This window comes from Bradyrhizobium sp. MI1.7, assembly GCF_055811795.1.
In genome coordinates, this window is record NZ_JBVVPO010000036.1 from 64,311 (window position 1) to 90,419 (window position 26,109).

Sequence of the window (26,109 nt, forward strand, 5' to 3'; positions counted from 1 at the left end):
CGGTGATGATGAGTGTGCACAACCTGTGCCAAGGTTTTATGTCACGTTGCGGGACGCCGCAGCGGGGATCGGGCCACCACCTACCGCGAACTTCTGAGAATCAGTATTGTCTCGAAGAAAGAACGTCGTGGGGGCAGTACTTGTTACGGGATTGCCGAAGGACTATTCGCCTGTCTAGCCAGATTACCGGCCTTTGACGCGAGCTTTCGGCTGATTGCGAAGACGACGTCTTCAAGTGAAAGAGGCCGCCACTGAGGCGGCGTTATCATTGCTTGCTGAAAATCCTGGAATTGAAAATGGCCGTGACTTCGAGAACACGGCCAGTTCTGTTACGAACTTCCACCGCGAAATGCTGGCCCGTTGAACCTTCCATGACCGCATCGCGGGCGGCATCGACAAGTGCGCCGAGCGCCATATCGTGTGCCGCCTCGGCGTCCAGCAGTTCGACGCCATCTTTGTCCTGCGAGAAGATGCCATCCGACCTGAGGTCGAAAAAATACTGAGCCATCGATGCTCAGCTTACTTAGGTGCCTGCAAACCCGAGGAATTGACCCACTCTTCGAGGTGACATGCGGTGTCAGCCTGACGGGCTTTCCTCAGCATCTCATCCTTCTGAACGCCGGGCGAAAGCTCTGCCGCCCGGGTGCGGATATCGTCAGCGAAGACCCGCAGCCTGTCCTGAAGAGATACGGATTGTCTGATGCGTTGCCGTCTTTGCAAGGCGCTGCTCCCTGTTCGAGGGGGCGGGAGCGCTGTGATGGAGCGTTCTCGTCACCGATGGTAGCCACGATCCGGGCGGTGATGGTGAAAGTGTGCGCTCGGATCAGGGGATTAGCGAGTCCTCAATTTGTCCCGCCATTCGGAACTTTTACGAATTAGGACACTGCCGAATTCAACTTGGGACACAACGGCTCAAATGCGGACAGCACGCTCCGCCGCAACTTAGCGCCATGTTATTGAGCTGGGCGTGTCGCTAAAGCAGAAAGAACGGGCGCGGCATGGATCCGGCGGCCAGCATCTTCAAGATGATCTATCGGGATCAACCAGTCAGTACGGAGGGGCTTCCTTGGCGGAAGGAAGACTTCACGAAACGAAAGAGGCCGCCAACCGAGGCGGCCTCACGAGACCCGGCCCATCGCCAACGCGCGCATTGTACGATGGACCGTTCCGGGTGGATGGCGCGAGAGTGTCGCGCCACAGACCGGAATCTCAATCCCGATGTTGGAGAGTCGTTCCCGTCCGGCCGCCCACTGCGGGGGCCTGACTTCATCCGCCTACAAAGCGGGTTTGCGTGACCAGAAATACGAAGCCGATTCCGGTCACGGCGAGGAAGGTGCAAAAATACCGGATGCGATACATGCCGAACCAACCCGGGCGTGCCGCCATGGTTCAGGAGGTCGGCGAGCTCTCCGCCCATCTGGTGGTCTAGGCCGAGGTTGGACGGAGAGCCGCGCGCCGGACCCCCGTCGCATGACAATGCTAGGAACGTGCCATGACAGTCGTGTGAAACTGTCGGCGCCGCTCAGTGGAGATCAGGCCACAAATGAAATGAAAACGCCGCCCGCTTGAAATGAAGCGCAGGCGGCGGCGTTCCAGCCCCGAGAGGGATTAGCAAAATCCCGGATATTGATCAGTCCGAATGGATGACGAGAAGGTTCAACGGCACAACGCGACCAAGCTCAAATGGATGCGTGGCGGCGCTGCGTCGAACTGGGCATTGAAATCCCCCAGCCCAATAGATACGGGCAGGAGACGAGATCGTTTCACACGCGCAGAGGCGGATTAGGGCACTTCTTTTCCGTGGTTCTATGAATGGCGAGCTTGCGCGTTTTTCCCGGAGGGATTGTCGGCTGACAGCGTGGCTGACTTGGAAGGCTACATCGAAATCCTTTTGCGAAAGCTTCGCCGGGAAGCTGGCAAAGAAGCCGCCAACTGAGGCGGCCTTAACCGGTCTTCCGTTCGAGCATCGCCATTTCAACTTGGTCGGCCAGGACTGTGAGATGACTTGCGAGGCGGTCGAATAGTTCGCGCTTAGCGGCGTCGGTCGCGGATGAGAGCGCACTCCGCCGCGTCCTTCCGCAGCTTCTCAAGTTGAACCAGATGATCTTGCATGGCCCGCTGGCCCGCTGTTTCGAGAATCAGCGGAGTCAACGCGACGGGCTTACTTCGGCGGCTGCAAGCCGGATGATTTCAACCATTCCTCAATGCGGGCGGCGACATCGGATTCGTGGGCCTTCTTCAAAAGAGCCTCTTGCTCTGGGGCCGCCTGCAATTGTTCTGCCTTTTCTCGCGCTAGTCTGGCTTCCTTGATGAGCCGCTCTCCAAGCACTCTATCCGGTTTGAATCGGAAGCGCTTCATGACTTCCTCCTGTCACAAAGTTCGCTCTGCTTAAAACTTTCAAGGGGCACAGAAGTTCTACGGAACTCTACACCTCATGTTCGCTTAGCGGAACACATTCGTTTGCGGTCCGTTCTTCAAATCCAAATCGGGCCACCGCGAAAATCAAACTAGGCCACCGCGCTCGGAAACCAGGCCAGCATCCGGGTACTGCCGAAATAGGCCACTCGGGATTGCAAAGTAGGCCACTGGTAGGAACTAAGGGATTGCCCGCCCTGTTGCATGTTGTTCCTCCCTCTAAAGGAACAGCCTTATGGCCGACGACAACAATAAAAATCCAAATGAGAAGCAGCCCGGCGAGAATCCGGACGGCAAGTACCATTTCAATCCTGGGAACATGGCCGGGAAGAAGCCCGGGGATCCGGAGCAGACTGCCGAAAACCGCGGCGAGCAGCCGCACGAGGACAAAGAAAAACCCGCCGGTTAGATGCCGGCCACTCGCAGATGCGAAGTAGGGCCACTATAGGACCGCACCGGACGGCGGCTTTATGGCCGGCCACTCACCGAAGAAAAATGGGAATGGATTGTTTATCCCAGGATCGGGCAAGGAGATCGCTTCGCAGGAATGGCTCCCACTAGAGCGGCCTCAAAGGGAGCGCGGGCCTACATCGATGAGAAGCTGGATGGAAAAGAGGCCGCCAACTGAGGCGGCCTCAAATCATCAGGATCAGCCAGACGATTAGGCCAGCGTTCACGGTGCCTACGGTGACAATACCTGTCTGAATAAGTCGCTCGGTCATGGTGTCACCCCCCGATTGAGAGGGAACCCTGCGCTCAATCGGAACGAGCGTCTATGCAGATTGTGCCAGAACCGGGAAATTTCGGTAATATATGACGGCGTGTTCCGCCCGTGAATACACCTTATGGTTGGCCCAGAACAAAACAGGCCACGTGTCATTTCAAACCAGGCCAATGTCGCCGGAAACAGGCCAGTACCAAAATCCGCGAAAGAACATATTGCGAACTTGGAACAAATAGGGTACATTACTTTTATCGCCGGCCCGCCCCGCCAATCGTTTGTCCCTCTAGCGAATCCTCGCCATAAGGAGCACGACCCAATGTCCAACACTGCCCTGCGTATCGTCGAAGGATCTTCCATGGACAAGAGTAAAGCTCTGGCCGCCGCGCTCTCCCAGATCGAGCGCCAGTTCGGCAAGGGCTCGGTGATGAAGCTCGGCAAGAACGACCGGTCGATGGATGTCGAGGCGGTGTCCTCGGGTTCCCTCGGGCTCGACATTGCGCTCGGGATCGGTGGTCTGCCGAAGGGGCGCGTCGTGGAAATCTACGGGCCGGAATCCTCGGGCAAGACCACGCTGGCGCTGCACACGGTGGCGGAAGCGCAGAAGAAGGGCGGAATCTGCGCCTTCATCGACGCCGAGCACGCGCTCGACCCGGTCTATGCGCGCAAGCTGGGCGTCAACATCGACGAGCTCCTGATTTCGCAGCCGGACACGGGCGAGCAGGCGCTGGAGATCTGCGACACACTGGTGCGCTCGGGTGCGGTGGACGTGCTGGTGGTCGATTCGGTCGCGGCTCTGGTGCCGAAGGCCGAGCTCGAGGGCGAGATGGGCGACGCGCTGCCGGGTCTCCAGGCCCGTCTGATGAGCCAGGCGCTGCGCAAGCTGACGGCCTCCATCAACAAATCCAACACCATGGTGATCTTCATCAACCAGATCCGCATGAAGATCGGTGTGATGTACGGCTCGCCGGAAACCACGACCGGCGGCAACGCGCTGAAATTCTATGCCTCCGTCCGTCTCGACATCCGCCGCATCGGCGCGATCAAGGAGCGCGACGAAGTGGTCGGCAACACCACGCGCGTCAAGGTGGTGAAGAACAAGCTGGCGCCGCCCTTCAAGCAGGTCGAATTCGACATCATGTACGGCGAGGGCGTCTCCAAGATGGGCGAGATCCTCGATCTCGGCGTCAAGGCCGGCATCGTCGAAAAGTCCGGCGCCTGGTTCTCCTACGACAGCCAGCGCCTCGGCCAGGGCCGCGAGAACTCGAAAGCGTTTTTGAAGGCCAACCCTGACATCACCGCCAAGATCGAGACCTCGATTCGCCAGAACTCCGGCCTGATTGCCGAGCAGATTCTTGCCGGCACCCCCGAGCGCGACGCCGACGGCGAGGAGCCGGCGGACGAGTAAGACCTAACGCGAAAAATTATCGCGAGGAGCGGGCGCTGAAGACGTTGAGTTGCCGACGTCGTCAGTGCCCGTTTCGTTTTGGGGGCGTTCGCGATGAAACGCGTGATCCTGACCAGTTCGTCCGGCGTGGGTCTCACCTACGCAAATCGTGCCGACATGGTCGTCCCGTTTATCTTTCGCTTCGTTTCGGGGCCACTGCCTACCTCGCATCACCTCGAGCAATACCTGACGGGAGGCTATGTCAGAGGCGATCCAGAGGTGCGTTGGTCCGATCTTGTTGGCCGGTTGCCTCAGACCGGTCTAGCGCACAAGGAGACAGGCCTGATTTGGTTTTGCGAGACCTATGGCGTCGATCTCATCGAGCTGTGGTTCGACCCTGAGCCCAATAGTCAGTTGCAACTGATCTGGATCCTCGATTATTTGCGGTCCCATCCATCGATCACCGATCGTCTGAGATTGCGACGTGTCAATTTCGATCTGCGCGGAGCGGACGGCACAGAGCTTCGCGATCGTATGGTGCGGGAATTGGAGGTCGCGGACTGCGACTTCGAGATCGCCAACATGGCCTGGGAAGCCTACCGGGCGCCAACGCCGGAGCTCTGTTTCGGATTGCTCGGCAGGGATTTCCCCAGGCTGCCCTTCCTGAAGCCTGCGATGGAACAATTGCTGGCAGAACTGCCATCACCAATCACCGGACTAGGTACGACGGAAGCGCGGCTTCTCGACCTGATTGCGCGGGGGCACAACCGTACCAAGGAGCTGTTTCAACCGGACGGTCCGCTGCAAACGCGCGTGTTCGATCAATGGGAATTGGGCCCGCTGCTCGAAGGGCTTGGGTCCGGCCCAATGCCGGTGATCACGGGTCTCGATCCGAAACTCGCGACGCTGGCCCCGCACGATGCGCGAGGCCGCAACGCCGCCTTTCGCCGAAGCCGGCTATCGCTCACCGAATTTGGGGAAGCGGTCCTTGAAGGCCGGGAGGATTTCCGCCGTCAAAACCCGATTCGACGCTGGTGGGGTGGTACGCTTCTCACCAACGAACGGCTTTGGCGGTGGGACCGAAAGAACTGTTCGCTGGTTGCACCCTAGATACGCGTTCGGGGCCGTAGGGTGGGCAAAGGCGCGTAAGCGCCGTGCCCACCATATTCCAACGCGCACAAAGGTGGTGGGCACGCTTCCGCCTTCGCTCTTCGAGCTACGGCGGACAAGTCGCTTTGCCCACCCTACGAAGCTACGATCCCTTACTCCGCCGCTTCCGCGTAATCGCTGACCGGCGGGCACGAGCACACCAGGTTGCGGTCGCCGTAGACGTTGTCGACGCGGCCGACCGGGCACCAATATTTGTCGGTGCGCGAGGTGCCCACGGGGAAGCAGCCCTCGGCGCGGGTGTAGGCGCGATTCCAAGCATCATCCGCGATGTCGTGCACGGTGTGCGGGGCGTGGCGCAAAGGCGAAGCCTCGATCTTGAAGCGGCCGGCCTCGACCTCGGCAATCTCCTTCCGGATCGCGATCATGGCGTCGCAGAAACGATCCAGCTCCGCCTTCGATTCCGATTCGGTCGGCTCGATCATCAGCGTGCCCGGCACCGGAAAACTCATGGTGGGGGCATGGAAGCCGTAGTCGATCAGGCGTTTTGCGATGTCGTCCACGGTGACGCCCGACGTCGTCTTCAGCGCGCGCGGGTCGACGATGCACTCATGTGCGACGCGGCCCTTCGCGTTCTTGTAGAGCACCGGGAAGTGCGCATCGAGGCGCGCGGCAATGTAGTTGGCGTTGAGGATCGCGATCTCGGTGGCGCGCTTCAGGCCGTCACCGCCCATCATCAGAATGTAGATGTAGGAGATGGTCAGGATCGACGCCGAGCCGAACGGCGCGGCCGAGACCGGGCCGACCGGTGCTTCGGCTTGCGTCGCCGGATGACCGGGCAGGAACGGCGCGAGATGCGCCTTCACGCCGATCGGGCCCATGCCGGGGCCGCCGCCGCCATGCGGGATGCAGAAGGTCTTGTGCAGGTTGAGATGGCTGACGTCGGCGCCGTAATCGCCGGGCCGGGACAGGCCGACCTGCGCGTTGAGGTTGGCGCCGTCCAGATACACCTGGCCGCCATGGTCGTGGACGATGTCGCAGATCTCGCGAATGTGCTCCTCGAACACGCCGTGCGTCGAGGGATAGGTGATCATCACCGCGGCGAGATCTTTCGAGTGCTTCTCGGCCTTGGCGCGGAGATCATTGACGTCGACGTCGCCGTTCTTCTCGCAGGCGACCACCACCACGTCCATGCCGACCATCGCGGCCGAAGCCGGGTTGGTGCCGTGGGCGGAGGAGGGGATCAGGCAGATTTTTCGGTGCGTCTCGCCGCGCGCGGCATGATAGCCGCGGATCGCGAGCAGTCCGGCATATTCGCCCTGCGCGCCGGAATTCGGCTGCAGCGAGATCGCGTCATAGCCGGTGATGTCGCACAGCCACTTTTCCAGCCGCGCGAACAGCGCGTGGTAACCCTTGGCCTGCTCACGCGGCGCGAACGGATGCAAGGACCCGAACTCCGGCCAGGTCAGCGGCATCATCTCGGTGGTCGCGTTCAGCTTCATCGTGCAGGAGCCGAGCGGAATCATCGCGCGGTCGAGCGCGAGATCGCGGTCGCTGAGCTTGCGCATGTAGCGCAGCATCTCGGTCTCCGAGCGATGCGCGTGGAAGACGGGATGGGTGAGGAAGGCGGTAGTGCGCTTCAGCGCCTCCGGCAGCGCCTCGCGCGTGGTGGCGTCGATTTCGGCGTAAACAAGCGTGCCGCCGAACGCGCGCCAGACCGCCTCGACGGTCGCCGGCGTTGTGGTCTCGTCGAGCGCGATGCGGAGCGCGGTTTCGCCAACGCCGAGGTTGATTGTCTCGGCGGTAGCGCGCGCGACGATCTCGGCGCGCCTGGCACCGGCGTCCACGCTGAGCGTGTCGAAGAAGCTATCCGACTGCGGCGCGAAGCCGAGCTTGCGTAGGCCGGCGGCAAGCACGGCGGCGCGGCGATGCACGTTGCGCGCGATCTGCGCAAGCCCCTCGGGGCCGTGATAGACCGCGTACATCGAGGCGATCACGGCGAGCAGCACCTGCGCGGTGCAGATGTTGGAGGTCGCCTTCTCGCGGCGAATGTGCTGCTCGCGGGTCTGCAGCGCGAGGCGATAGGCCGGCATCCCGCGCGAGTCCACGGAGAGGCCGACGATGCGGCCGGGCAGCGAGCGCTTCAGCGCATCGCGCACCGCCATATAGGCCGCGTGCGGCCCGCCATAGCCCATCGGCACGCCAAAACGCTGCGCCGAGCCGATCGCGATGTCCGCGCCGAGCTCGCCGGGCGAGGCGAGCAGCGTCAGGGCCAAGAGATCGGCGGCAACGATCGCGAGTGCGCCCTTGGCCTTCAACGTCGCGATCGCGGGCCTGAGGTCGCGCACGGCGCCCGAGGAGCCCGGATATTGCAGCAGCGCGCCGAGCACGTCGGCCTTGTCGAGATCGGCGAGGGGATCGCCGACGATCAGGGTCCAGCCCAGCGGCTCGGCGCGGGTGCGCATCACCGCCAGCGTCTGCGGATGCACGTCCTTGTCGACGAAGAAGGCTTTTGCTTCGACCCGCGAGTGGCGCTCGGCGAGCGCCATGGCTTCGGCCGCGGCGGTCGCCTCGTCGAGCAGCGAGGCGTTAGCGACGTCGAGCCCGGTGAGGTCGCAGATCATGGTCTGGAAGTTGAGCAGCGCTTCCAGCCGGCCCTGGCTGATCTCGGGCTGGTAAGGCGTGTAAGCCGTGTACCAGGCGGGATTCTCCAGAATGTTGCGCTGGATCACCGCGGGCAAAACCGTGCCGGAATAGCCTTGGCCGATCAGCGAGGTGAAGACCTGGTTCTCTCGCGCGAGCTCGGCCATGTGCGCGATCGCCTCGGTCTCGCTCAAGGGCTTGCCGAGATCGAGCGGGGCGGTCTGCCGGATCGAGGCCGGCAGCGTCTCCGCCATCAGGGCGTCCACGCTCTTGGCGCCGACGGCCTCCAGCATTGCGGTGACGTCGCGCGCCGACGGGCCGATGTGGCGGCGAACGAAGGTGGCGGCGGTGTCGCCATTGGATTTGCGGTGCGCGGTCATCATGGGTCCTCGCTTTAGATTTCGCTGTCGCCGTCATGCCCCGCGAAGGCGGGGCATCCAGTAAACGCAGGCGTCACGGCTTGAGCCGAGAAGCCGCGGCGTACTGGATCACCCGCCCCAGTGCGCAGTGCGCACAAGGCGGGTGATGACACCGAATATGAGGTCAGAGTTCGCTTCATTTCACGCCGTGTGGGCCTTGTAGGCGGCTTCATCCATGAGGCCGCCGAGCTCGCTCTTGTCGGCAATCTTGATCTTGAAGAACCACGCCTTGCCTTGCGCGTCGGAGTTCACCAACGCCGGTTCGGCGGCGAGCGCGTCGTTGGTCTCGAGCACTTCGCCGGTGACAGGCGCGTAGACGTCGGAGGCGGCCTTCACCGATTCCACGACGGCGGCGGCTTCCGCCTTCTTCAGGCTGCGGCCGACCTTCGGCAACTCGACGAATACGACGTCGCCGAGCTGCGACTGCGCGTAGTCGGTGATGCCGACGGTGGCGACGTCGCCGTCGATGGCCAGCCATTCATGGTCGGAGGAGTACAGCGTCGTGGTCATTTTCTCAGTCCTCAGCGTTTGTAGGTGTTTTTTACGAAGGGCATGGCGGCGACCGTGAGCGGCAGCCGCTGGCCGCGCACTTCGGCGAAGAGTTTTGTATCGAGCGCGCTCGATGCCATGGGCACATAGCCCATCGCGACGGGCGCGTTCAGGCTCGGGCCGAAACCGCCCGAGGTGACCTTTCCGATCGGCTCGCCGCCCGCTTCATCCGCAAACAGCGGCGCGCCCTCGCGCACCGGCGCGCGGCCTTCCGTGCGCAGGCCGACCCGGCGGCGGCTCGCGCCGTTGTCGAAATGAGCGAGGATCACATCAGTGCCGGGGAAGCCACCGGCGCGGGCGCCGCCGCTGCGGCGGCTCTTCTGCACCGACCATTCCAGCGCGGCCTCGACCGGCGTGGTGGCGGTGTCGATGTCGTGGCCGTAGAGGCAGAGCCCGGCTTCCAGCCGCAGGCTGTCGCGGGCCCCTAAGCCGATCGGCATCACGTCGGGATTGTCCAGCAGCGTCCTGGCGAGGCGCTCGGCATCGGCCGCGGGGACCGAAATCTCGAACCCGTCCTCGCCGGTGTAGCCGGAGCGCGAGACGAAGCAGTCGAGACCGGCAACCTTGTGCGGGCCGGCGTCCATGAACTTCATGGAGGGCGCCTCTGCACACAATTTCGCCAATGCGGCTTCCGCCTTCGGGCCCTGCAGCGCGATCAGCGCGCGGTCTTGAAGCGAATCGATGATGCAGTCATCCGAGAGATGCGCGCGCAGATGCGCCTCGTCCCCTTCCTTGCAGGCGGCGTTGACGACCAGGAACAGGTGATCGCCGAAATTGGCGACCATCAGATCGTCGAGAATCCCGCCGTCCGGATTGGTGAACTGGGCATAGCGCTGCCGTCCCGGGGCAACCGCCACGATATCCTGCGGCACCAGCCGTTCCAGCGCGCGGGCGGCGTCCTCGACCTTGCCCGACTTCGGCCGAAGCGCGAGCTGGCCCATGTGGGAGACGTCGAACAGGCCGGCGGAGGAACGGGTATGGAGGTGCTCCTTCAGGACGCCCGCGGGGTACTGCACGGGCATGTCATAGCCCGCGAACGGCACCATCTTGCCGCAGAGGGAGACATGAAGCCCGTGAAGGGGCGTACGTTTCAGGGAATCTTGGTCGTCGCGCGCAAGCATCACGGGGCCCTCGGCGGTTCCCCGGGGACGATTCCCCGGTAGCAACCAGTCGAAGCCCCATCTGTCGCTGTGCCTGAGAGTATTATCCCGTCGGCGGACGTCGTCCGGGCTATGCCCGTCGGCGCCTCTTTCCAGATGTCGTCAAAGCCACGCGGTCCTTTTGCCTGAGAGTTTCCGGGGCGGTTGCTCCTTCGGCGCCGGCACCAAAGCCGGTCTCTCCCGACGTGGCCGTACGATACAGATGGGTACAGACCACAGGCCGGCCAAGCCTGTCAACGCGCACCTGGCGGCTTTCAACGGGATTGCAAACGGGGTTGCGCGCCTGCGGCAACTCACTGATCTCCTTGCACAGTTTCTGGACAGCGCAGCTGGCCTTGTCTAAAAGCGCTTTGACGCGCAGATATCAGCCCAAATGCCCGGTTTGGATGGCGTATCGCGGGTCCAAGCACACCCGATTGGATGAACATGAGCGGCGTCAACGAGATCAGGTCGACCTTTCTGAACTTCTTTGCCGAGAACGGCCACGAGATCGTGTCGTCCTCGCCATTGGTGCCGCGCAACGACCCGACGTTGATGTTCACCAATGCCGGCATGGTGCAGTTCAAGAACGTCTTCACCGGCGTCGAGAAGCGGCCCTATCAGCGTGCCACCACCTCGCAGAAATGCGTGCGCGCCGGCGGCAAGCACAACGACCTCGACAATGTCGGCTACACCGCGCGCCATCTTACCTTCTTCGAGATGCTCGGCAATTTCTCGTTCGGCGACTATTTCAAGGAGCGCGCGATCGAGCTGGCCTGGACCCTGATCACGCGGGAGTTCGGGCTCAAGAAAGACAAGCTGCTCGTCACCGTCTACCACACCGACGACGAGGCGGCTGGGCTGTGGAAGAAGATCGCGGGCTTCTCCGACGACCGCATCATCCGCATCCCGACCTCGGACAATTTCTGGGCGATGGGCGACACCGGCCCGTGCGGCCCGTGCTCGGAGATATTCATCGACCGCGGCGATCACATCTGGGGCGGACCTCCGGGCTCGCCGGAAGAGGACGGCGACCGCTTCCTCGAATTCTGGAACCTGGTGTTCATGCAGTACGAGCAGGTGACGAAGGAGGAGCGCGTGGATCTGCCGCGTCCCTCGATCGACACCGGCATGGGCCTCGAGCGCATGGCCAGCATCATGCAGGGCGTCGACAGCGTGTTCGAGACCGATCTGTTCCGCCATCTGATCGATGCGACGTCGTCAGCGCTCGGCGCCGGGCCGAACGAGCAGACCGTGGCCTCGTTCCGCGTCATCGCCGACCATCTGCGTTCCTCCGCCTTCCTGGTCGCAGACGGTGTGCTGCCCTCGAACGAGGGCCGCGGCTATGTGCTGCGCCGGATCATGCGCCGCGCGATGCGCCATGCGCAGCTGCTGGGTGCGAAAGAGCCGCTGATGCATCGCCTGGTCTGGGCGCTGGTGCGTGAGATGGGCCAGGCCTATCCCGATCTGATGCGCGCGGAGAATTTGATCGAAGAGACGCTGCGGCTGGAAGAGACCCGCTTCCGCAAGACGCTGGTGCGCGGCCTTGCCATCCTCGACGAGAAGAGCGCGTCCCTGAAGAAAGGCGACATGTTCGACGGCGACGTCGCCTTCACGCTGTACGACACCTACGGCTTCCCGCTCGACCTGACCCAGGACGCGCTGAAGTCGCGCGGCATCGGCGTGGATCAAGCTTCGTTCACCGACGCGATGGAGCGCCAGAAGGCCAAGGCGCGCGAGTCCTGGAAGGGTTCGGGCGAGGCGGCTTCCGAAGCGATCTGGTTCCCGCTGCGCGAGAAGCTCGGGGCCACCGAATTCCTGGGCTATGAGACCGAGAGCGCCGAAGGCGTGGTCTCCGCGCTGGTGAAGGACGGCCAGGAAACCGCGAGCCTCAAGGCCGGCGAGACCGGCGCGATCGTGCTCAACCAGACGCCGTTCTACGCGGAGTCCGGCGGCCAAGTCGGTGACACCGGCGTGCTCAGCGGCGAAGGCGGCATCAAGTTCCGCGTCACCGACACGCAGAAGAAGCTCGGCGATCTCTTCGTTCACGTCGGCACCGTCGAGAGCGGCGAGCTGAAGCTCGGCACCGCGCTCCAGCTCGAGGTCGATCACGGCAGGCGCTCCTCGATCCGCGCGCATCACTCGGCGACGCATCTCATCCACGAGGCGCTGCGCCAGGTGCTCGGCGATCACATCGCCCAGCGCGGCTCGATGGTCGCGCCCGACCGTCTGCGCTTCGACTTCGTGCATCCGAAGCCGATCACGGCGGAAGAGCTCGCCCGCGTCGAGGACATCGCCAACGACGTGGTGCTGGAGAATGACGAGGTCACCACGCGCGTCATGGGCGTGGACGAAGCGCGCGAGGCCGGCGCGCGCGCCCTGTTCGGCGAGAAATACGGCGACGAGGTTCGCGTCGTCTCGATGGGCCGGACCGCGCGGGAGCGCGGTGCCAACGCGCTCGGCTGGTCGGTCGAGCTCTGCGGCGGCACCCATGTGAAGCGCACCGGCGACATCGGCCTGATCACGCTGACCGGCGAGAGCGCGGTGGCCTCCGGCGTGCGCCGCATCGAGGCGCTGACCGGCAACTATGCGCGCAGGCACGCCAACGAGACCATGGCGCTGGCGAAGACCGCGGCCAACGAGCTGCGCACCTCGATCGACGACGTTCCGGCGCGCATCACAGCCCTGATGGAGGAGCGCAAGAAGCTCGAGCGCGAGCTCTCCGACGCCCGCAAGAAGCTCGCGATGGGCGGCGGTACATCCGTCGGGAACGGCGCAGCCGCAGGCGTGCGCGAGGTCGGCGACGTCAAGCTGATGGCGCGCGCGGTCGAGGGCATCGAGATGAAGGATCTCAAGAGCCTTGCGGACGACGGCAAGAAGCAGATCGGCTCCGGCGTGGTCGCCATCGTCGGCGTCACCGAGGACGGCAAGGCCGGGATCGTGGTCGGCGTCACCGCCGATCTCACCGCGCGCTTCAATGCCGTGAACCTGGTGCGCGTCGCCTCCGAGGCGCTCGGCGGCAAGGGCGGCGGCGGCCGGCCCGACATGGCGCAGGCTGGCGGTCCCGATGGCGCCAAGGCGCCCGAGGCGCTCGCGGCGATCGAAAAAGCGATGGCAGGCGCGTAAACGGCCATGCGCCTCGTTCCGCGAGGACGTGGCTCGGCCGATCCCAACCTAAGGGATCGCCTGTACGAATTGCTGGAGCACGATCCGCTCGCCTACTCGATCGGGTCGCGCTTCATCCAGGTGATCATCAGCGTCATCGTGCTCGACGTGGTCGCGATGATCCTCGCCTCGGTGCCGGAGCTCGACGCGCGGTTCGACACGCTGTTCAGCGCGGTCGCCGTCCTCGCCGTCATCGTGTTCGCGCTCGAATATCTGGCGCGGCTGTGGACCGTGGCGGGGCACACCCAGCGCAACGGCTCCGCGCTGTCCGACCGGCTCTCTTATGCCTTCTCCGCGCTCGGCATCATCGACCTCATGGCGTTCCTGCCGGCCGCGATCGTGCTGGCCACCGGCCGGCACGCGACGCTGGCTGGGCTCGGCGTGCTGCCGTTCTTCAAGCTGATCCGTTATTCGCCGGCGATGCGCTCGCTGCTCGCGGCCATCCATGCCGAGCGGCGTGCGCTGATCGGCTGCATCGTCATCCTGATCGGCGTGGTACTGACCTTCGCCTCGCTGCTCTACGCCATCGAGCGCGACGTGCAGCCCAGCAAGCTCGGCACCATTCCCGACGCGATGTGGTGGGCGATCGTGACGCTCGGCACCGTCGGCTATGGCGACGTCGTGCCGGTGACGCCGCTCGGCAAATTCGTCTCGGTGTTTGCGATCATCTCAGGTTTTGCCATGATCGCGCTGCCGGTCGCGATCATCTCGACCGCCTTTGCCGAGGAGGTGAGGCGGCGCGACTTCGTGGTGACCTGGGGCATGCTGGCGCGGGTGCCGCTGTTCTCGCATCTTTCGGCGGCGGAGATCGCCGACATCATGCGGTTGCTCCGCGCCCGCACCATCGAGCAGGGCGAAATATTGGTGCGCCGTGGCGATGCCGCCTCGTCGATGTATTTCATCACTGCGGGCGAGGTCGAGATCGCGCTGCCGAGCCAGCAGGTGCGGCTTGGCGACGGCACCTTCTTCGGCGAGATCGCGTTGCTGCACAAGACCAAACGCAGCGGCACGGTGACGGCGACGCGCAAGACGCGGCTGCTCGTGCTCGACGCCCAGGATTTTCACGCCCTGATCGAGCGCATGCCGACGCTCGCCGCCCACGTCCACCAGACCGCGAAGGCACGGCTCGAGGAGACCGGCGATCTTGCGGCGGCAGAATTGGCGCAGGCGGAGCGCGACGACACCGACCGCTAGGCGGTCAGCCCTTTTTCAGGAAGACGTACTCGGCCGAGTAGGGCGCGCTTTTGAACTCGCCGGCCTTGTCGCAAGAACCCTCGAGCTTGCCGCCGTGGGTGTTGATGCGCTGGACGGTGGTGACCGGCGTCAGGATGCCGCTGCCGCGGCGGGAGGCGACCTCCAGCTTCAGCCAGGGGATATCGGCGGCGGTTGCGCCCGGCGCGTTGCCGATGGCCTTGCCGGCCACGGCGCTGCCGTCGGCGAGTTCCCAGTTCGGGCCGGCATAGTGGCGGCCGACGGTCTTGCCCTCGGCGAGCAGCGTCGCCACCGGCTCGCGGAAGGCCCAGGCAAGCTTGCCGTCGGCGGCGGCCTTGCAGTCATAGACCTGCGCGCCTTCGGCATGGACGCTGAGCACGACGGTCTCGCCGGGGGCGGCGATGGCGTCGGGGAGCGGCTCCGCGGCGGCGGCCGGCCCGGCCAGGGCGGCCAGCAGCATCAGGCAGGGGACAGCAAGCTTGATCGACATGGTCGCATCTCCGCGCGAGGGGTCTCAAAAAATGGGCCGCGCCTCGGCGCGGCCCATAATGATGTCTAACCCCGATCAGACGAAAATAATGCGCGGGCTTACGCCAACGCTTTCGTGAGATTCTCGGCGACCTTGTCGAGGAAGCCGGTGGTCGAGAGCCAGCGCTGGTCGGCGCCGACCAGGAGCGCGAGGTCCTTGGTCATGTAGCCTTCCTCGACGGTGTCGACGCAGACCTTCTCCAGGGTGCTCGCGAACTTGGCGAGCTCGGCATTGTTGTCGAGCTTGGCGCGATGCGACAGGCCGCGGGTCCAGGCGAAAATCGACGCGATCGAGTTGGTCGAGGTCTCCTTGCCCTTCTGGTGCTCGCGGTAATGGCGGGTCACCGTGCCGTGGGCGGCTTCGGCTTCCACGGTCTTGCCGTCGGGGGTGAGCAGCACCGAGGTCATCAGGCCGAGCGAGCCGTAGCCCTGCGCGACCGTGTCGGACTGCACGTCGCCATCGTAGTTCTTGCACGCCCAGACATAGCCGCCGGACCACTTCAGGGCCGAAGCCACCATGTCGTCGATCAGGCGGTGCTCGTAGGTCAGGCCCTTGGCCTCGAATTCCTTTTTGAACTCGCGGTCGTAGATGTCCTGGAAGATGTCCTTGAAGCGGCCGTCATAGACCTTGAGGATGGTGTTCTTGGTCGAGAGGTAGACCGGGTAGTTGCGCAGCAGGCCGTAGTTCAGCGAGGCGCGGGCGAAGTCGATGATGGAGTCGTCGAGATTGTACATCTCCATGGCGACACCGGCGCCGGGCGCCTTGAACACTTCCTTCTCGATGACGGTGCCGTCCTCGCCGACGAACTTCATCGACAGCGTGCCCTTGCCCGGGAACTTGATGTCGGTGGCGCGGTACTGGTCGCCATAGGCGTGGCGGCCGATGATGATTGGCTTGGTCCAGCCGGGAACCAGGCGCGGCACGTTCTTGCAGATGATCGGCTCGCGGAAGATCACGCCGCCGAGGATGTTGCGGATGGTGCCGTTCGGCGACTTCCACATCTGCTTGAGGTTGAACTCCTTCACCCGGGCCTCGTCCGGGGTGATGGTGGCGCACTTGACGCCGACGCCGACCTTCTTGATGGCTTCGGCGGCGTCGATGGTGACCTGATCGTTGGTCTCGTCGCGGTACTCCATGCCCAGGTCGAAATACAGCAGCTCGACATCAAGGTACGGGTTGATCAGCTTGTCCTTGATGTACTGCCAGATGATCCGGGTCATCTCGTCGCCATCGAGTTCGACGACGGGGTTGGACACCTTGATTTTTGCCATGATCGGGGAAGCCTCTTGGGAACGGCGCTTTGGCGCGCCACGGGAATATCCGCCGCCTCTTAGCACCGGACTGCAGCGGGCGAAAGCCAAGGGATTATGCACTTTTAGCTCATCCAGCTTGCCCAGATGGGGGGCGGGGCGGGCCCTGCCGCGGGGGCGGGCCTCAGGCTTCAGAAGAGATTCAAAAGTCGAATCCAACCCGTTATTTCCCTTGAGAATTTCGTCAGGACAGGCAAACGACAGGCGAACGGGCAGCCGGCCCCAACGGATCGGGGCAGACCGGCTTTGAATCAATTCCTGAAGAGCGCCTTGCCAAGGCCTTGAGAACCAGTGTGAAAGCGAAGCGAGATGTCGGGGACTGACAAGAGCAAGGCGGGCCTTTCCCTCGACGGTCCCATCGTGATCCTGGTCGAGCCGCAGCTTGGCGAAAACATCGGCATGGCCGCGCGCGCCATGGGCAATTTTGCGCTCAGCCGATTGCGCATCGTCAATCCCCGCGACGGCTGGCCCAACATCGCCGCCCAGCGCGCCGCGGCCGGCGCCGACTACATTCTGGAAAAGGTCGAATTGTTCGACACGGTCGGCGAAGCGGTCGCCGATCTCGACCTGCTGTTCGCCACCACCGCGCGTCCCCATGACCAGGCCAAGCCGGTGGTGGGGCCCGAGGCAGCCGCGGCCGAGATCTCGGGTCACGTCGCGACCGGGGGCAAGGCCGGCATCCTGTTCGGCCGCGAGCGCTGGGGGCTGACCAACGAGGAGGTCGGGCTCTCGAATCGCATCATCACCTTCCCGGTCAATCCGGGCTTTGCCTCGCTCAACCTCGCCCAGGCCGTGCTGCTGGTCGGCTATGAATGGTTCAAGCGGGCAACGTCAGGCGAGCTGCCGCACAGCATGCCCGAGCGCTCCGAGCGCGCCTCGCAGCACCAGATGCAGGCCTTCTTCGACAACCTCATCCGCGAGCTCGACCGGGTCGAATTCCTCCGCCCGGCCGAGAAGCGCGACACCATGCTGGTCAACCTGCGCAACATCTTCAGCCGGATGGAGCCGACCAAGCAGGACATGCACACCCTGCACGGGGTGGTGATGGCGATCGCGGAAGGGCGCAAGGGCCCGGCCAAGGGCGGCGTGCTCGACGGCGAGCAGGCCACGCGCCTGCGCGCGCTGCTGGCCGAGCACGGCCAGGGCGGCGGTGTGCCCGACAGCGGCTCGACCGTGCGCGGGCTCGCCCGCCTGCTCCGCCGCAACCCGACCGACGCCGAGCGCCTGCTCTGGCAGGCCCTGACCCGCGACCGCCGCTTCGCAGGAGGGTTCAAGCGCCAGACTCCGGTCGGCCGGCACATTCCTGATTTCGTCTCGTTCCCGCACCGGATCGCGATCGAACTGGTCAACCCGGGCGAGGGCGAGACCATCGCGGCCGATCGTGCGGGCCGGCGGACGTGGCTGGAGGCGCGCGACTATCGCGTGCTGGAGATCCGGGCAGCGGACGTGGAGCGCGATCTCGAGGCGGAGCTGGTGCGGCTGCAGGGGATGATTGAGGGAATGACCTGACCTCGATCTGGCTGGGTTTTTGCAACCAAGAGCTGTGCAAGAGCCCTTCCGATTGCTATGACGAGCTGCTTGATATCATCGGGGGCTCCATGATCGGAAGGGTAGGCCGCGTGCTCTCGAGTACGGTAGCGACGTTGGCAATGATCGCGCTTGTTTCGCCTGCGGCCGCAAACTCTGCTGACGAACAGAAGTGCAGCGCCCAGACCAAAGTCTCGCCCGACGAACGAATTGCGGCCTGTACTTCGCTACTGCGGCTGGACGAGTACGATCGGCAGAACATTGCTCGGATTTATTTCAATCGAGGCAGTGCTAACAACATCAAGGGTGAGTACGAGCTCGCCATTGCAGACTACAGCGCTGCAATCGAAGCCGATCCGACGGCCGAACGCGCTTACTACTGCCGAGCCGTCGCGCATTATCATCTCGGAGATTTTGACCGCGCTCTCGCCGATCTCGACCGCACGATTCAACTGAACTCAAGGAATCGCATTGCCCACTACGCCCGAGGTCTCATCTATTCAAGGAAGGGAGACTATGACAGGGCGATTGGCGACTACACCCGGTCGGTGCAACTCACATCTCAGGATCAGGCGCTTCAAAAGAATCAAAATGAGCCAAATCGCAAGGGCGACGATCTTGCCGCTCCCGTCGGCGGAGACGCCGCCGCGAGCGAGCCGGAAGGAATTGATGGCCGTATATTTCTGGCGCGCGGCGCCACGTATTATGAAAAGGGGGACATCGATCACGCTATTGATGACTACGATCAAGCGCTTCGGATCAACGCGAGAGATAAGGACGCGTTTGATTACCGAGCCAGAGCTTACAACGCAAAGGGCGACTTCGCCCGCGCAATCGTCGACGCCGACCGGGCAATCCAATTGGACCCAGAAGATGCGTTGGCCCATCGGTCACGGGCGCTCGCTTACTTCCAGAGCGGCTCACTGACCAAAGCTCTCGCGGATTTCGATCGAGCAACGTCGCTCGATCCCAGGGATGTCTACGCAGCGTTGTGGCGAGAGATCGTAAGCATGCGCAGCGGAGCGCCGAGCCGGCTTGCGGCCGCGACGATGAAGCTCGATATGACTGCTTGGCCTGCTCCCATTGTCCGACTATTTCTTGGAGAAGTGACGGCAGAGGAGGTGTTGCGAGCAGCCAACGATCCGCTTCCTTCTAAGCGGTCTGGCCAAATATGTGAGGCGAACTTCTACTCCGCCGAGTTCGCCCTGCAACGCGGTGCGAAAGAGCAGGCGCGGCGGCTTTTCGGACTGGCGCTTGCCGATTGCCCGCCGACCTTCGTGGAGGCACAGGCGGCCGCGGCCGAGCTCAAGGCGCTCGGTGCGAGCCCCTAGCGACGTTTGGGCACTGTCCAGTCTAGTTTAGACGACAGCGTAGGGTGGGCAAAACGGAAGCGTGCCCACCATCAATCGACGTGCCGGGACAGCAGTGGTGGGCACGTCGCTACGCGCCTTTGTCCACCCTACGAGATCGCGCTTGTGGGGTGCGTCAGTCGTACTGCGTCAGGCGGCGCTTGCGACCGGGGCTTTCGGGCCGCTCTGCTGGAGGCGACGTAACGCGGCGAGGTTGGTCTCGACCGAGGCCAGGCAGCAACGCGATTTGCCGCCTGACTTCGCCTCGTAAAGTGCTGCATCGGCGACCGCGAGCAATTCCTCGACTTCGGCGCCATGATCCGGCGACATCGCAATGCCGACGCTGGCGCCGACACCGGCGCGCACCTCGCCGCCGAGCTCATAGGAGACGGCAACCTCGCTGATGAGGCGGTATCCCGCCTCCTGGGCCATTTCGGCCGTGACGCCGTCGACGAGCACGACGAACTCGTCGCCGCCCATCCGGGCGACCACCGCGCCGTCCGGCAGCGCCCGGCGCACGCGCCCGGCCACCGCTTTCAGCACCTCGTCGCCCGCCGCATGTCCGAACGTGTCGTTGACCGGTTTGAAGTCGTCGAGATCGAAGAACATCACAGCGAACCGTCGTTCGGCGTGGGCTCCAAGTCTGGCGCTGAGTGCCTCGACGAAGCCCGCGCGATTGAGCAGCCCCGTGAGTGCATCATGATGCGCGCGATGGCTGTTCTCGCGTTCGGCGCGCATGGTGGTGATCAGCATCCGATTGAGGCGGAAGGCGGCGGCCGTCATCGCGGCCAGATACATCGGCACCTGGAGGTAGACGATGTAGAACAGCGGCTCGCCGGCGAACGCAGCGCCGGGGATGATGGGACCGAGGCTCAGCAGGATCATGGTTCCGGCCAGCCGCGGCGCGCCGAAATTGCGGAAGCAGATGCCGCCAACCATCGCCGCCGCCGAGAGCGAGGCCAGCATGGCGACGACCCAGTCCCCGCTGGCCAGGCTGGCAACGACGCCAAATCCAACGCTAGCGCTCCAGGCGACCGCGAGCAGGAGATGAAGATCGGTCGGCGTCGGGCAGTGGGCACGGGCCCTGCGATGCGCGCTGACGAGCACGGCGAGGCGGGCCAGGCAGATCGCGATCTCCATGACCAGCCAGACAATGAATGGTGCAGTCTGCTTGCGGCCAGCGATCACGGCGGCGACGGCAATGGTGTTGACGGCGCCGGCAGCAAAAACCGGCAGCGATCCATAGAGCTGGACAATGAGCGCGGCGCGGATGTCGTCGGGAACACCTAGCCCCGGCTCGGCGAGCCAGCGTGTCAGGCGCCAGCGTGGCGCACTGTAGAGTCCCTCGTCCGATTGCATTGCAGAGCGTCCCCGTATTCCGGGCGCCAACAACGATGACCGCTCCTAACAGCCTTTTAAGACAGCCATCGATTGCCGGGCGTGCTTGACGCAAGGTAAACCGTCGCAAGCGCGGCCGCGGGCGTGCAGGAGAATGCGGATTGGTGCAGGCCGAAGGTGCGGCGACGGATGTGTTGCGTGATTAGAGGTAGGTAGGGCAAAGCGACTTGTCCGCCGTAGCTCGAAGAGCGGAGGCGGAAGCATGCCCACCATGTCGCTCAACGGAGCTGAGACAGAAGTGGTGGGCACGGCGCTGCGCGCCTTTGCCCACCCTACGAAGTACGCCCGAGCTGCACCTCGCGTTCCACCGCAATCCATGTCATACGGGCCACGGCCAGCAACTTCCCGGTTTCATCGTGGAGCGCGGCCTCGGCCGTACGCTTGCGGCCGTCGCGGCCGGTTGGCCAGGCTGTGATGATGCAGTGGTCGCCGGGGCGCGGCCGGGCTTCGATCCGTGCCGACATCCGGCCCAGCAGCAGTGGCGTCTTGTCGAAGGTCGCGCTCTGCTGATCGCAATTGCAGGCAAAGCCGGTGGGACAATCGAGCGCCGACCAGAGAAATTCTGGCGCAACCAGGCCGTCCTCCGCGGCCAGATTCGAGTCCGGCGTCCAACTCGCCGCGAGAACGGCGTTGTGACGTCCGAGCGGGCCGGCGAAGATGCGCAGGCCGTCGCCTTTCGCTCTTGCGGGACCGCAGACGAAACAGTTCGGCAGCGGATGCTCGTGCGGCTTGAACAGCGCCAGCAATTCGGCCGCGCGTGCTTCCTGCAAGCTGGCTGTCTCCACGCGCGCAAGCTCGACGCTCGTCGCGCGCCCGGTCGCGACGACTTTGGCGCCGTCGCGAAGCTCCCATGTGCCGTCGGCGGTCGCTGCCGCATCGAGGGATTTGTCCAGGGGAGGCGGGGCGCGCAGCGTCACCTCGGCGCCGCCGGAAATGTGGCGGGCCAGCCGGCCGCAGACATAGCCGCCATTCCCGGAGTTCGGAGGACCGCAAAAGCGCTTGTCGATGATGATCTCGGTCATCGGTTCTGTCCTCTCTTCCTCGTCGGGCGCAGTCTACCTGATCTTGAGGACAATTCGTCCCAGAACCGCGCGATTGGCGACGGCGCGCATGGCGTCGCCGGCCTCCTCCAAAGGGAGGACGCGATCGATGTGCGGGCGGATTTTTCCGTCGGCCAGCAATTGCATCAGTGTGTCATTCATGCGCGCGGCCTCCGCGGAGAATTTCTCCGCCCAGGCGCCGACAAAGACGCCGATGATGGCGTAATTTTTCAGGAGAGGCAGGTTCATCGGGATCTGTGGAATCTCGCCGCTGGTGAAGCCGATCGGCATCAGCCGTCCGTCCCATTTCATCAGCCGGGCCATCTGTTCGAAGATTGCGCCGCCGACGTTGTCGAGGCCGACATCGATGCCTTCTCCCGATGTGATCGACTTGATCCGGTCGCGCAGATCTTCGCTGCGATAGTTGACGACATCGCTGGCCCCGTAACGCCGCACCAGGGCGGCCTTGTCGTCGGAGCCGACACCGGCGACGACGCGCAGGCCGAGATGACGGCCGAGGTCGACGGCGGCAAGGCCAACCCCGCCGGCTGCGCCGGTGACGAACAGCGTTTCCCCGCGTTGCGCCCGTGCCCGCTCGAACAGCGCATAATAGGCCGTGCCGTAATTGTGCAGCACCGTCGCCCCGGCTTCGAACGCGACGCCATCAGGCAGCCGCACGCTCTTCGATTCCTTCGCAATCATCCGTTCGGCGTAGCCGCCGGTCCAGGCACTGCAGGCCACGCGATCGCCGGGTGCGAACATCGTGACCTTGTCGCCGACCGCGGCGACGACGCCGGAGGCTTCCGTGCCGGGCACGAAGGGCGTCGGCGGCCGCATCTGATAGAGGCCCGAGACCAGCAACTGGTCCATGAAGCTCACGGACGCCGCATGGACGTCGATGAGAATCTCGTCGCCGGCAGGCCGCGGCGTAGCGATCTCACCGAGGCGCAGATCCGCAGGGCCAGTGAACGAATTGCACAGAACCGCTTTCATCGGGGCGCTCCGAAAATGCGCGGCAACAGCATCGGAACGCGCCGGCGATAGTCCTGGTAGGTCGCGCCGAACTCGGCGATCAAATCCCGCTCCTCGAACTGCAGGGCGACCAGGATGTAGGCCGTGTTCGCAATCGCGAACAGCAGATGGCCGGCGGTCATCTCGGGCGTCGCCCAGAACGCGAGCAGAAAGCCGAGCATGAGCGGATGCCGCACGATCTTGTAGAGCAGCGGCGTCCGGAAGGATTGACCTGATATCTCGGCTCCGCGCAACGCGACGAGAGCCTGGCGCAGGCCGAACAGATCGGAATGATCGATCATGTAGGTCGATGCGAACGCGATCAGCCAGCCGAGCCAATGTACGCCGGTCAGGAGCCACGCCGTAATGCCGCTGGCCTGCCAAATCGGCGTCGGGATCGGACGCCACTGCCAGAACAGCAGCAGGAGGATCAGGCTGGAGAGCAGCACATAGGTGCTGCGCTGGCAGGCGATGGGAAGGCTTCCCGCCCACCATCGCTTGAATGCCGGGCGCGCCATGACGCTGTGCTGGATGGCAAACAGGCTCATCAGCAGCAGGTTGACGACGATGGCCTCACCCAAATTCGCAGGCGCGCCGACGTCGATCGACGTGTCGATTGACTTGGGCACGACATAATTGCCGACGAAACCGAGCGCGTAGAGGAATGAAGCCGTGAAGACGGCGTAGCTCACGATGGCGTAGAGCAGGATTGCGAGGCGCGCGAACATGGTTTTTCCTATTGTGCCGATGGCGGCGGTGCCGCATTCAGGAGCCTGAACCGCTCGCTGGCGAGCGGGCTCGATCTGGCTTGACTGCTATCGCTGGACCGTCCCCTGCGCGTCCCCCGGGGGCGCCGACCGGGGAGGGAGGATCTCCATGACGGCCTTTTCGCTTGTCACGTTCGGGTTCCCCGAGGTCCATGCCAACGACCGCCCGGTCAAGCTGGCCTTGCGCAAGGGGCTTGCGCTGCTGGTCTATCTCGCGGAAGCCAAAGGCCCCGTCGCGCGCGACGTCATTGCCACGCTGCTGTGGCCGGAGACTTCCCGCGAGACCGGCCTCGCGCGATTGCGGCGTCTGCTTCACCGCGTCGAGCTCACGCTCGGCCAGGCGGTTTTCGAGACCGACCGCACAAGCTTGCGTTGGTCTCCGGAGGTCGAGCTGAAGATCGACTCGCATCATTTCGAGCGCGCCTGCGATCGCGGCGACTTTGAAAAGGCCTGCCGGATTTATCGCGGCGACTTCCTGGCGGGCTTTTCTCCGGACGACTGTCCTGAGTTCGACGATTGGACGTTCTTTCGCCGCGAGGCGCTGCGGGGGCGGCTCGTGCAGGCGCTCGAGCGTCTGGTGCAGGACAGGAATGCCGCGGGCGATCATCTCGCCGCGACAGTGTATGCGGGCCGTCTGGTCGAGCTCGATCCGCTCAGCGAGGTGTATGGCCGGCATCTGATCCGCAGCCTGCTGCTCGCGGGAGACCGAAGCGCGGCGGAACGGCGTCACGCTGCACTGGCGCAGCGGCTGCGCGACGAGCTTGGCGTCGCGCCGGAAGCCGAGACCGAAGCGCTCATGAGCCGCGCGGCCGCGCCGCTGCGCGATGCTCTTCCAGCGACACGCTATGTGAAGGGCGCCGGCGTGCATCTGGCGTATCAGACCTATGGCAGTGGTCCGCTCGACATCCTGGTCATGCCCGGTTTCGTGTCGCATGTGGAACGCGCCTGGGAGCATCCGGCGAGCCGGACGTTCTTGGCCTCATTGATGAGGCTTGGGCGTCTCATCGTTTTCGATCGCCGCGGCATCGGCCTGTCCGACCGGGTCGGATCGGCCCCCGGCATCGACGTCACGGCGGAAGATATCGGCACCGTGCTGCGGGCGGCGGACTCGCGCCGCGTCGTGCTGTTTGGTGCATCCGAATGCGGGCCGGCCTGCATCAAATTTGCGGTCGAGGAATCCCGCCATGTGGCCGGGCTCATTCTGTTCGGCGCACTGGCCAAGGGCTGCTGGTCGGAGGACTATCCGCACGCGCTGCGCGCCAGCCAGTATGACGCCTGGAGCAAGCACCTGATTGCGCAATGGGGCGGCCCGGTCGGGATCGAAGCCTTCGCGCCGAGCCTTGCCAATGATCCGCAGGCGCGCGCCTGGTGGGCGGGGCTGTTGCGCGCGGCGTCCAGTCCCGGCGGCATCTCCGCCGTGCTCGAGGCCTTTCGCGACGCCGATGTGCGACACCTTCTGGCGCGGATTGCGGTGCCGACGCTGGTGCTGCATCGTCGGGACGACAAGGCCGTGCGGATCGCGGCCGGGCGCGACATCGCGAGCCGGATCACCGGTGCAGAATTCGTCGAGCTCGACGGCAATGATCATTGGTTCTTTGCCGGCGATCAGCAGCCGGTGCTCGAGGCGATCAAGCGGTTCACGGAGGCTTTACCGCGTGAGGGGAGGTCGAGGCGGTGACGTCTCAAGCCTCATTTATTGGCACGTTTCGTGCCTCCCAAAGCGGCACAAACGACGTGACACGATGCCTGGCCAAGGGAGACCCTGACATGAAACGCGAAGACCTCACCGAAAAGCTGCTCGACATCAAGCGCGAGAACGGCTGGAGCTGGAAACACATCTGCGACAAGGTCGGCGGCTATTCCGAGGTGCTGATCGTCGGTGCGATTCTCGGCCAGATGAAGCTGACGAAACCGCAGGCCGCCAATGCCGGCGAGCTGTTCGGCCTGTCGAAGGCCGAGACCGCGATGCTCAACGAGGTGCCGATGCGCGGCACCGGCACGCCGATGCCGCCGACCGATCCCCTGATCTATCGCTTCTACGAGATGGTGATGGTCAACGGTCCGGCGTGGAAGGCGCTGATCGAGGAGGAGTTCGGCGACGGCATCATGTCGGCGATCGACTTCGACATGGCAATGGAGCGCGTTGCCAACCCGAAGGGCGACCGCGTCAAGATCACCATGAGCGGCAAGTTTCTGCCGTACAAATATTACGGCGCCAGCGGCAATGTGCCGGAATACGGCTTCAAGGAGGGGTGAGGGACGCGAATGGCGAATCGCGGGGTTGGGATTGGGGTGGTTGGGGTAAAACCCCGCGCCGGTTAACGATTTTTACCCCCGGACCCCGGGCGCGGGCCCCGGGGGGAAATAGGGGAAGATTGGGCCCGATTGGGGGTGGGGGGGTTGCGCGCCGCAGCGCGGGG

20 protein-coding genes and 1 riboswitch are annotated in these 26,109 nt (G+C 64.2%); of the genes, 9 read left to right on the forward strand and 11 right to left on the reverse strand.

Annotated features, from left to right (window positions below; genetic code table 11):
* Positions 1-265: 265 nt before the first annotated feature.
* Complete coding sequence (locus AC0L3X_RS28225) at positions 266-508, reverse strand: DUF6894 family protein (protein ID WP_085404277.1); 243 nt, start codon at positions 506-508, stop codon at positions 266-268.
* 1,653 nt (positions 509-2,161) lie between these two features.
* Positions 2,162-2,359, reverse strand: a complete 198-nt coding sequence (locus AC0L3X_RS28230; protein WP_063982347.1) for a hypothetical protein — start codon at positions 2,357-2,359, stop codon at positions 2,162-2,164.
* Between the two features lie 292 nt (positions 2,360-2,651).
* Between AC0L3X_RS28230 and AC0L3X_RS28235 the strand changes: the two genes are divergently transcribed.
* The 3 genes from AC0L3X_RS28235 to AC0L3X_RS28245 all read left to right on the forward strand — a co-directional run bounded on the left by AC0L3X_RS28235 (position 2,652) and on the right by AC0L3X_RS28245 (position 5,634).
* Positions 2,652-2,825 carry a hypothetical protein gene (locus AC0L3X_RS28235; RefSeq protein WP_166091088.1) on the forward strand — a complete coding sequence of 58 codons (174 nt, stop codon included), beginning with the start codon at positions 2,652-2,654 and terminating at the stop codon, positions 2,823-2,825.
* 631 nt (positions 2,826-3,456) lie between these two features.
* Positions 3,457-4,545, forward strand: a complete 1,089-nt coding sequence (gene recA / locus AC0L3X_RS28240) for a recombinase RecA (RefSeq protein WP_014494106.1) — start codon at positions 3,457-3,459, stop codon at positions 4,543-4,545.
* A gap of 93 nt (positions 4,546-4,638) precedes the next feature.
* Positions 4,639-5,634 (forward strand): hypothetical protein, encoded by a 996-nt coding sequence (locus AC0L3X_RS28245; RefSeq protein WP_166342527.1) that lies wholly within the window; start codon positions 4,639-4,641, stop codon positions 5,632-5,634.
* Between the two features lie 152 nt (positions 5,635-5,786).
* On the opposite strand, the gene gcvP is transcribed toward AC0L3X_RS28245, so the two are convergent.
* From gcvP to gcvT, 3 genes are all read right to left on the reverse strand, one after another.
* Positions 5,787-8,654 carry an aminomethyl-transferring glycine dehydrogenase gene (gcvP, locus tag AC0L3X_RS28250; RefSeq protein WP_354131477.1) on the reverse strand — a complete coding sequence of 956 codons (2,868 nt, stop codon included), beginning with the start codon at positions 8,652-8,654 and terminating at the stop codon, positions 5,787-5,789.
* 180 nt (positions 8,655-8,834) lie between these two features.
* Entirely contained in the window at positions 8,835-9,203 is a 369-nt protein-coding gene (gene gcvH / locus AC0L3X_RS28255) for a glycine cleavage system protein GcvH (RefSeq protein ID WP_354131433.1), read from the reverse strand.
* Between the two features lie 11 nt (positions 9,204-9,214).
* Positions 9,215-10,363 carry a glycine cleavage system aminomethyltransferase GcvT gene (gene gcvT, locus AC0L3X_RS28260; protein WP_354131478.1) on the reverse strand — a complete coding sequence of 383 codons (1,149 nt, stop codon included), beginning with the start codon at positions 10,361-10,363 and terminating at the stop codon, positions 9,215-9,217.
* A 143-nt stretch (positions 10,364-10,506) separates the two neighbouring features.
* A riboswitch (glycine riboswitch) is annotated at positions 10,507-10,595 on the reverse strand.
* A gap of 233 nt (positions 10,596-10,828) precedes the next feature.
* Between gcvT and alaS the strand changes: the two genes are divergently transcribed.
* Together alaS and AC0L3X_RS28270 are read left to right on the forward strand one after the other, a co-directional pair.
* Complete coding sequence (gene alaS / locus AC0L3X_RS28265) at positions 10,829-13,507, forward strand: alanine--tRNA ligase (RefSeq protein WP_354131434.1); 2,679 nt, start codon at positions 10,829-10,831, stop codon at positions 13,505-13,507.
* A gap of 6 nt (positions 13,508-13,513) precedes the next feature.
* Complete coding sequence (locus AC0L3X_RS28270) at positions 13,514-14,740, forward strand: cyclic nucleotide-gated ion channel (protein ID WP_354131435.1); 1,227 nt, start codon at positions 13,514-13,516, stop codon at positions 14,738-14,740.
* A gap of 4 nt (positions 14,741-14,744) precedes the next feature.
* Here AC0L3X_RS28270 and AC0L3X_RS28275 read toward each other — a convergent pair whose 3' ends face one another.
* Together AC0L3X_RS28275 and AC0L3X_RS28280 are read right to left on the reverse strand one after the other, a co-directional pair.
* Positions 14,745-15,248: a DUF3455 domain-containing protein gene (locus AC0L3X_RS28275; protein WP_354131436.1), complete on the reverse strand. Its 504-nt coding sequence runs from the start codon at positions 15,246-15,248 to the stop codon at positions 14,745-14,747.
* Positions 15,249-15,346: 98 nt separating this feature from the next.
* The gene (locus AC0L3X_RS28280; protein WP_231142293.1) at positions 15,347-16,558 is read right to left on the reverse strand and encodes an NADP-dependent isocitrate dehydrogenase; all 1,212 of its coding nucleotides are present in this window, start codon (positions 16,556-16,558) and stop codon (positions 15,347-15,349) included.
* A gap of 348 nt (positions 16,559-16,906) precedes the next feature.
* On the opposite strand from AC0L3X_RS28280, the gene AC0L3X_RS28285 reads away from it, so the two are divergent.
* Positions 16,907-18,106: a TrmJ/YjtD family RNA methyltransferase gene (locus tag AC0L3X_RS28285; RefSeq protein WP_166342520.1), complete on the forward strand. Its 1,200-nt coding sequence runs from the start codon at positions 16,907-16,909 to the stop codon at positions 18,104-18,106.
* A 140-nt stretch (positions 18,107-18,246) separates the two neighbouring features.
* The gene (locus tag AC0L3X_RS28290) at positions 18,247-19,455 is read left to right on the forward strand and encodes a tetratricopeptide repeat protein (RefSeq protein ID WP_166342519.1); all 1,209 of its coding nucleotides are present in this window, start codon (positions 18,247-18,249) and stop codon (positions 19,453-19,455) included.
* Between the two features lie 168 nt (positions 19,456-19,623).
* Here AC0L3X_RS28290 and AC0L3X_RS28295 read toward each other — a convergent pair whose 3' ends face one another.
* From AC0L3X_RS28295 to mddA, 4 genes are all read right to left on the reverse strand, one after another.
* Complete coding sequence (locus AC0L3X_RS28295; RefSeq protein ID WP_085404286.1) at positions 19,624-20,832, reverse strand: GGDEF domain-containing protein; 1,209 nt, start codon at positions 20,830-20,832, stop codon at positions 19,624-19,626.
* Positions 20,833-21,143: 311 nt separating this feature from the next.
* Positions 21,144-21,893: a PaaI family thioesterase gene (locus AC0L3X_RS28300; protein ID WP_166342518.1), complete on the reverse strand. Its 750-nt coding sequence runs from the start codon at positions 21,891-21,893 to the stop codon at positions 21,144-21,146.
* Between the two features lie 33 nt (positions 21,894-21,926).
* On the reverse strand, positions 21,927-22,904 hold the full coding sequence (locus AC0L3X_RS28305; protein ID WP_354130340.1) for an NADPH:quinone oxidoreductase family protein: 978 nt from the start codon (positions 22,902-22,904) through the stop codon (positions 21,927-21,929).
* Positions 22,901-23,650, reverse strand: a complete 750-nt coding sequence (gene mddA, locus AC0L3X_RS28310) for a methanethiol S-methyltransferase (protein ID WP_166342516.1) — start codon at positions 23,648-23,650, stop codon at positions 22,901-22,903. The genes AC0L3X_RS28305 and mddA overlap by 4 nt, the downstream gene beginning before the upstream one ends.
* Before the next feature lie 148 nt (positions 23,651-23,798).
* Here mddA and AC0L3X_RS28315 point away from each other — a divergent pair, with 148 nt between their 5' ends.
* Both AC0L3X_RS28315 and cynS read left to right on the forward strand, forming a co-directional pair.
* Positions 23,799-25,367, forward strand: a complete 1,569-nt coding sequence (locus tag AC0L3X_RS28315; RefSeq protein ID WP_166342515.1) for a bifunctional AfsR/SARP family transcriptional regulator/alpha/beta hydrolase — start codon at positions 23,799-23,801, stop codon at positions 25,365-25,367.
* 89 nt (positions 25,368-25,456) lie between these two features.
* Positions 25,457-25,945 (forward strand): cyanase, encoded by a 489-nt coding sequence (gene cynS / locus AC0L3X_RS28320; protein ID WP_014494123.1) that lies wholly within the window; start codon positions 25,457-25,459, stop codon positions 25,943-25,945.
* Positions 25,946-26,109 lie beyond the last annotated feature (164 nt).

Excerpts from the sequence above, each read along its gene's own strand:
- AC0L3X_RS28300 (WP_166342518.1), bottom strand. The coding sequence starts at position 21,893 with ATGACCGAGATCATCATCGACAAGCGCTTTTGCGGTCCTCCGAACTCC.
- recA (WP_014494106.1), top strand. The coding sequence starts at position 3,457 with ATGTCCAACACTGCCCTGCGTATCGTCGAAGGATCTTCCATGGACAAG.
- gcvT (WP_354131478.1), bottom strand. The coding sequence starts at position 10,363 with ATGCTTGCGCGCGACGACCAAGATTCCCTGAAACGTACGCCCCTTCAC.
- AC0L3X_RS28295 (WP_085404286.1), bottom strand. The coding sequence starts at position 20,832 with ATGCAATCGGACGAGGGACTCTACAGTGCGCCACGCTGGCGCCTGACA.
- mddA (WP_166342516.1), bottom strand. The coding sequence starts at position 23,650 with ATGTTCGCGCGCCTCGCAATCCTGCTCTACGCCATCGTGAGCTACGCC.
- AC0L3X_RS28285 (WP_166342520.1), top strand. The coding sequence starts at position 16,907 with ATGTCGGGGACTGACAAGAGCAAGGCGGGCCTTTCCCTCGACGGTCCC.
- AC0L3X_RS28270 (WP_354131435.1), top strand. The coding sequence starts at position 13,514 with ATGCGCCTCGTTCCGCGAGGACGTGGCTCGGCCGATCCCAACCTAAGG.
- gcvP (WP_354131477.1), bottom strand. The coding sequence starts at position 8,654 with ATGACCGCGCACCGCAAATCCAATGGCGACACCGCCGCCACCTTCGTT.
- AC0L3X_RS28235 (WP_166091088.1), top strand. The coding sequence starts at position 2,652 with ATGGCCGACGACAACAATAAAAATCCAAATGAGAAGCAGCCCGGCGAG.
- AC0L3X_RS28275 (WP_354131436.1), bottom strand. The coding sequence starts at position 15,248 with ATGTCGATCAAGCTTGCTGTCCCCTGCCTGATGCTGCTGGCCGCCCTG.
- AC0L3X_RS28290 (WP_166342519.1), top strand. The coding sequence starts at position 18,247 with ATGATCGCGCTTGTTTCGCCTGCGGCCGCAAACTCTGCTGACGAACAG.
- AC0L3X_RS28230 (WP_063982347.1), bottom strand. The coding sequence starts at position 2,359 with ATGAAGCGCTTCCGATTCAAACCGGATAGAGTGCTTGGAGAGCGGCTC.
- AC0L3X_RS28245 (WP_166342527.1), top strand. The coding sequence starts at position 4,639 with ATGAAACGCGTGATCCTGACCAGTTCGTCCGGCGTGGGTCTCACCTAC.
- AC0L3X_RS28225 (WP_085404277.1), bottom strand. The coding sequence starts at position 508 with ATGGCTCAGTATTTTTTCGACCTCAGGTCGGATGGCATCTTCTCGCAG.
- AC0L3X_RS28280 (WP_231142293.1), bottom strand. The coding sequence starts at position 16,558 with ATGGCAAAAATCAAGGTGTCCAACCCCGTCGTCGAACTCGATGGCGAC.
- alaS (WP_354131434.1), top strand. The coding sequence starts at position 10,829 with ATGAGCGGCGTCAACGAGATCAGGTCGACCTTTCTGAACTTCTTTGCC.
- cynS (WP_014494123.1), top strand. The coding sequence starts at position 25,457 with ATGAAACGCGAAGACCTCACCGAAAAGCTGCTCGACATCAAGCGCGAG.
- AC0L3X_RS28315 (WP_166342515.1), top strand. The coding sequence starts at position 23,799 with ATGACGGCCTTTTCGCTTGTCACGTTCGGGTTCCCCGAGGTCCATGCC.
- gcvH (WP_354131433.1), bottom strand. The coding sequence starts at position 9,203 with ATGACCACGACGCTGTACTCCTCCGACCATGAATGGCTGGCCATCGAC.
- AC0L3X_RS28305 (WP_354130340.1), bottom strand. The coding sequence starts at position 22,904 with ATGAAAGCGGTTCTGTGCAATTCGTTCACTGGCCCTGCGGATCTGCGC.